Source organism: Prosthecobacter sp., from assembly GCF_044373815.1.
Classification (GTDB): Bacteria; Verrucomicrobiota; Verrucomicrobiia; order Verrucomicrobiales; family Verrucomicrobiaceae; genus Prosthecobacter.
Genome location: NZ_JBIPNG010000403.1, coordinates 1 through 6,185, shown reverse-complemented (window position 1 = coordinate 6,185; position 6,185 = coordinate 1). Strand labels below are relative to the sequence as shown.

Genomic DNA, 6,185 nt, shown 5'->3' with positions numbered 1-6,185 from the left:
CCACTGCCAACGTCTTCACGCCATGCCCAGCGCCCTCGCTCCCCTGTCCCGCCGCCGCTTCCTCGGCAGCACGGCCATGGGCTTGTCCAGCGTGGCGCTGTCAGATCTCATGGCAGATTCACGCCCGCACTTTCCATCAAAGGCCAAGCGCGTGATCTGGCTCTTCATGCACGGCGGGCCCAGCCACGTGGATCTCTTTGATCCAAAGCCCGAGCTCATCCGCCACGCAGGCAATCCTTTGCCAGACAGCTATGGCGCTGTCGAGACACGGCGCAAGGTGGCGCAGAATCCGCTGCTCGCGCCGGTGAAACCCTTCCGCAAGCATGGGCAAAGTGGCATCGAGGTCAGCGACTTCCTCCCGCACATGGCGGAGCTGGCAGATGAGATGTGCGTCATCCGCAGCTGCCATGGGGACAGCGTGAATCATCCGCAGTCCGTCTATCAGATGAACACCGGCTCCATCCAGATGGGCAAGCCCAGCATGGGCAGCTGGGTGTCGTATGGCCTCGGTTCTGAAAATGCGGACATGCCTGCCTTCGTCGTCATGCCAGATCCCGGTGGTGGCCTCAAAGGCGGACCACCCGCCTGGGGCAGTGGCTACCTGCCAGCCACCTATCAGGGCACCACCATGCGCGCGGGCGGCAATCCCATCCTGGACCTGAAAGGGCCGCACAGCAGCGCACGCCAGCGCGCCACACTGGATCTCATCCAGCAGATGAATGCGCAGCATCTCGCGCAACACGCGGCGGACAGTGAACTCGACGCCCGCATCCGCAGCTACGAGCTCGCCTTCCGCATGCAGAGCGCCGCACCGGAAGCCGTGGACATCTCCCACGAGACCGAAGCCACAAAAAAGCTCTACGGTATCGACGACGCCACCACCAAAGAATTCGGCACCCGCTGCCTGCTGGCACGGCGCATGATTGAGCGCGGCGTGCGCTTTGTGCAGCTCTACTCCGGCGACACCAATGGCTGGGACGCGCACGAGAACGTGCTCAAAAACCACACCGACTACTGCGCCCGCACCGACAAGCCCGTGGCCGGTCTGCTGCGCGATCTGAAGCAGCGCGGGCTGCTGGAGGACACCCTCGTCATCTGGGGCGGCGAATTTGGCCGCATGCCCATGAGCGAAAAAGGCGTGGGCCGCGATCACAACCCCTGGGGCTTCACCACCGTGCTCATGGGCGCGGGCGTGAAGCACGGCCACATCCACGGTGCCACCGATGAATTCGGCCTGCGCGCCGCCCAGGACAAAGTCCATATCCACGATCTCCACGCCACCATCCTGCACCTCCTCGGTCTGGATCACGAGCGCCTCACCTTCCGCCTCAACGGTCTCGATCAACGCCTCACCGGCGTGGAAGGCAGCGGTGTCGTGAAGGGCATTCTCGCATGAACATGACTGGTGATGCGATCAAAGGCAGGCCGACACTCACTCGATTTTGCCGCAAAGGGGCAGAGGAGGAGAGATTGGCTGAAAAAGTCTCTGCTCCCTCTGCCTCTCCGCCCCTCTGCGGCAAATCCGTGCAACCCCAGCGCCTCCTTATCTGCATCGCATTGAGCCTGCTTCTAGTCGCGCCATACGCCCCCGCCGCCTCCATCCGCGCCTCCTCCGATCCCGTGAAGGACGAGCGCCCCATCAAGCCGGAGGACAAAGATCACTGGGCCTTCAAACCTCTGCAAACCGCACCCGGCAAAACAGGCATCGATGATCTCGCCGAGCATTCGTCGTCGCCCGCAGATCCCGCCACGCTCATCCGCCGCCTCACCTTCGATCTCACCGGCCTGCCACCTTCTCCCCACGAAGTCGCAGCCTTTTCGAAAGCTTGCATCCAGCATCCAGAATCAAGCATCGAGCAACTAGCCGACCGCCTGCTGGCCTCACCCCGCTACGGCGAGCACTGGGCTCAGTGGTGGCTGGACCTCGCACGCTACGCGGACACCGATGGCTTTGAGTACGACGCCGAACGCAACCGTGCCTGGCAATACCGCGACTGGGTCATCGATGCGCTCAATCGCGACATGCCTTTCGATGCCTTCGTGCAGCATCAGATCGCGGGAGATTTGATGGGAGACGAAACCGCCACCGGCTTCCTCTTCTCCTGTCCGGACATGCCGGATCTCAACAATCAAAACGAGCGCCGCCACGTCCTGCTCAATGACATCGCCACCACCGTCGGCGCCGTGGGCCTCGGCCTCACCGTCGGCTGCGCGCAGTGTCACGATCATCCCTACGATCCCATCAGCCAGGCCGACTTCTACCGTCTGCGCGCCTTCTTCGACAACACCGTGCTGACCAAAAATAGCAAGCCTCTCGGCCCCGCCGTCCGCATCTTCACCGAAGGCATCCCCGCCAGCACCGTTTTCGTGCGTGGCGACTTCAAGCGCCCCGGCCCAGGGATCCAGCCCGCCATCCCCCGCGTCTTCGGCGCGACTCCACCACAGGCCGACCGCACCGCACTCGCACAATGGCTCGCCAGCAAAAACAATCCCCTCTTCCTCCGCGCCATGGCAAACCGCCTCTGGCAGCAACACTTTGGCAATCCTCTCGCCGCCATTCCCGGTGATCTCGGTCATCAGGGCGAAGCCCCGGCTAATCCCGGCCTGCTCGACTGGCTGGCCGCTGAACTGCCACGCCAAAACTGGAGTCTCAAGCGCCTGCACAAGGTCATCGTGATGTCGCAGACCTATCAGCAGAAAAGCTCCACCCCCACACGCCTCACCGGCGAAATGCTGCGCGATGCCATGCTCAGCGTCAGCGGCCAGCTCAATCTCAAAACCGGCGGCCCAGGCGTGAAACTGCCCATTCCCAAGGAAATCAGCAGCACCCTGATCAAGAGCCAGGCGGAAGCCACCAAGGACGTGAGCGAGCACACCCGCCGCAGCATCTACGCCTTCGCCCGGCGCAATCTTCGCCACCCACTCTTCGAGCTCTTTGACCGCCCGGATGCCCAGATTTCCTGCGCCCGGCGCAATGCCTCCACCACCGCGCCGCAGGCCCTCATGCTGCTCAATTCCGACTTCGCCCACAGCATCGCCGCAAAGATCGCCACACAGTTGAATGAACAGTACGGCTCCAATGCCGCCGACCTCATCACCGCCGCCACCCTGCGCTGCCTCTCTCGCCAGCCCACACCGCAGGAGATCGAAATCGGCCAAAAATTCCTGCAAAAACAAACCGCCCTTACGTCCGGCTTTCGCGAGGCACTGGCAGACTACTGCCTTGCCCTGCTGAACTCGAATGAGTTTGTGTATGTGGACTGATCAACGAACGAACCACCCCACGAGTAGCGGCGCGTTCATTATCAGGAGTTTCTGCCAGCCGCCCCGAGTCTGTAACAAGGCCATTTTACCCCCGCTGGTTTCAGTCGCGGAATTCTTGTAGCGCATAACATGACACGCACTATAAATTCCATATTGAGTCAAGCCACTTGAAGACCCCGTCGACTGGTGGATCTTAGAGGTTCCCAGCGAAACCCATGCCCAAACTCGACATCAGCCCCTACCCCGACACCCCCACGGCGCGGTCGGAGCTGGTTGAGTTTCTGAACCGGCAGCTACCACCGCAGAACGGTCACGGCTGGGAGCAGCGTCTGCGCCACTGGTGGGATGAAAACCCCGCCGCTGCAATCAACCCTGAACGCGGGCGCTGGGTGCATGCGAAAGGGCGCTTGGTGGCCTACGGCGGCTCCATCCCCGCCCTGCATGCCTGGCAGGAAAAGCCCTGCCAGACGCTCTATGCCACCACCTTCTGCGTAGACGAGCAGTTCCCCAAAGCAGCGGCACTCGTCTTCCTGCAGCAGCGCGAGGTGGCGGAGCAAACCATGATCACCCACACCACACCCAGCCCCCGTGTTCAAGAGGCTCTGTCTAAGATGGGCGCACGCGCGGAGCAGACCGTGACACGCCGTTTCTTCCCCGCCGGACTCGCTTCACGTGTGTATGGACACTCTTGGTGGCCCTCCCTGGCTGCTGATAAGCGCGTGGTGACCGATCCCACCCAAGTCACCGCCATCGTACGCCCTTACCAGCGCACGGACCGCATTGAGAAATGGATCACCCCCGAGTACCTGCGCTGGTTTTGCAGTGCCCCCACGCGCAAGCATCATTTCCTCGGCCTTGTTGATAACGCAGGCGTGCTCAGTTCCTACCTCCTGGTCACCCCCCGGCTCGTGCGTGGCTTGCGTAGCTGGGATGTGCTGGAAAGTTTCACCACCCAAGAGGACAGATCTGAACTTTACGCCCTGATAGGCCTCCTCGTCAAAGATCCCGGCCTGCTCCCCGGCGGTGCCGTCCTCGTCACCGCCGCCGCCTTCCCTGCCGACCTCACCTGGGATCCGCCCCCCTCCATCCTCTGCCGCAACCAGCACGTCTGCCACTTCTTCCTTTTCCCCGAACTCCTCCGTCAGGCCCCCAAACACACCATCATGGCCGAAGGCGATCTGGGGTTATGAGCGGTCTATAATTTACTCTCCCTTCCCAACACCCCCAACCACCGGCACCAGCAACCGTGACGGGTGCTCCGCGTCGCAATAAATGCAGTTGGTCTGCTTCACCTTCTCCCCGTCATCACTCCAGGGCTTCCCAGTGCCGGGGTTCACATCAAAGCGGGGGAAGTTGCTGGAGGTGATCATCACACGGACACGATGGCCGGTGTTGATGATGAGGCTGGTGGACCAGCAATCGACGGTGACTTCCTCGATCTGGCCGGGCGTGAGCGGCTCGGGTTGCTCGCGGGATTTGCGGTAGCGCAAGCGCTGGATGCCTTCAGCCATGAGCATGCTGCGGCCATCTGGATACACATCGCAAATGCGCACGGAGAGATCGGTGTCCGCAGCGCGGGAGGAGACGAAAACCTTAGCCCACAGACGACCGGTGATTTCCATCGGCTTGTCGAGCGCCTCGCTGGTGAAGACCACGGCGTCCTCGCGGCTCTCGACCCTGCGCTGATCCATCGGCCCGCGCTCGATGGTGAGGTTGTTGCCGCCGATGGTGGGGCATGGGTGGGCGGGATCAAAAGTGTACTCGTGGTGGGCGGCTCCTGAGGCGGGTGCTTCCAGTGCCAGCTTTTTGTCCGCCATGAAATATACAGGCGTCTCCTTCGCCGGGATGGGCCAGTCATTGGCATAGCGCCATTCGTTGCCCGGAGCGCCAGGCGCGCTGGTGTCTCCCATCACGTAGTAGGCCACGGCAGGTTCCTTCTCGATGCCGTTGTCGATGCCCTTCAAGTAGTGCTCAAACCAGCGGCCCGAGTTGTACTGCTGCGGCGGCTTCGCATTCGGGAAGGTGAGCTGACCGGCAGGCATCTGCCCGACGCCATGATGCCAGGGCCCCATGATAAGCTTCTGCGTGCCTTTGGAGCCCGGCGCACCGCGTTGCTGCCGCCCAACAAATTGATCAATGGTCCCCTGCGCAAACATATCAAACCAGCCGCCGATGTTCACCGCCGGCACGTTCATCACTTCAAACTTCGTGTTCGTGTCGTTCCCGCGCCAGTACGCGTCATAGCTCGGGTGCTTATGCATGATCGAGAGCGCTCTCGCATCAAACTTGTTCCCCTGGGTCCAGTTCTCCACATCCGCCTTGCGAAACGCGCTGCCGATGTAGCTCGCGTCCGTGTACATGTCCGCCGGCGCCACACTGATGTACTGCGCCTTCAAGGCACCGGGCGCCGCACCCGCCAGCAGGTTCTGCGTGATGCCGCCTGCCGAACCCCCGATGGTGGCGATGCTGCCATTGCACCACGGCTGCTTTTTGATCCACTCAACCGTGTCCACGCCATCCTGATGATCGCCCCAGCCGCAGCCGATGAAGGGAATGTTTTCACCCTCCGACTCAAAGCGACCGCGCATGTCCTGAATGATAAAAACATAACCCGCAGCGGTGAAGCCAGCTCCGCTCCCGCTGCCCTTCACCCGGCTGTAAGGGGTGCGAGAGAGAATGACGGGAAACGCCCCCTCCCCACGCGGCATGTAAATGTCCGTGGCCAGCTTGATACCATCACGCATCGCAAGCTTCTCGGTCTTTTTCTCCACCGGCTTCGTGTATTCCCCGACCTGCTTCAGCCAGCTCTCAGACGTCACCACTTTGTCTGCCACAGCGCGTTTCAACATCCCTTCGATCTGCCGCGCCCACTGCTCGCCGTAGGTCTTCTTCACAAACTCAACCGCCTGCGCCTGCTCCTC

General features: G+C 62.0%; 4 protein-coding genes. 3 read left to right on the top strand and 1 reads right to left on the bottom strand.

Annotated features, from left to right (window positions below; translation table 11 throughout):
• Positions 1–22: 22 nt before the first annotated feature.
• From ACIREA_RS24370 to ACIREA_RS24360, 3 genes are all read left to right on the top strand, one after another.
• Positions 23–1,396, top strand: coding sequence for a DUF1501 domain-containing protein (locus ACIREA_RS24370; RefSeq protein ID WP_397384940.1), 1,374 nt, complete (start codon positions 23–25; stop codon positions 1,394–1,396).
• Positions 1,393–3,264, top strand: coding sequence for a DUF1549 and DUF1553 domain-containing protein (locus ACIREA_RS24365; RefSeq protein ID WP_397384939.1), 1,872 nt, complete (start codon positions 1,393–1,395; stop codon positions 3,262–3,264). Before ACIREA_RS24370 ends, ACIREA_RS24365 begins: the two co-directional genes overlap by 4 nt.
• Positions 3,265–3,479: 215 nt before the next feature.
• Positions 3,480–4,454 (top strand): hypothetical protein, encoded by a 975-nt coding sequence (locus tag ACIREA_RS24360; protein ID WP_397384938.1) that lies wholly within the window; start codon positions 3,480–3,482, stop codon positions 4,452–4,454.
• Between the two features lie 12 nt (positions 4,455–4,466).
• Here the strand turns inward: ACIREA_RS24360 and ACIREA_RS24355 are convergent.
• The coding region (locus tag ACIREA_RS24355; protein WP_397384937.1) for a CocE/NonD family hydrolase at positions 4,467–6,185 on the bottom strand (1,719 nt) is incomplete at its 5' end.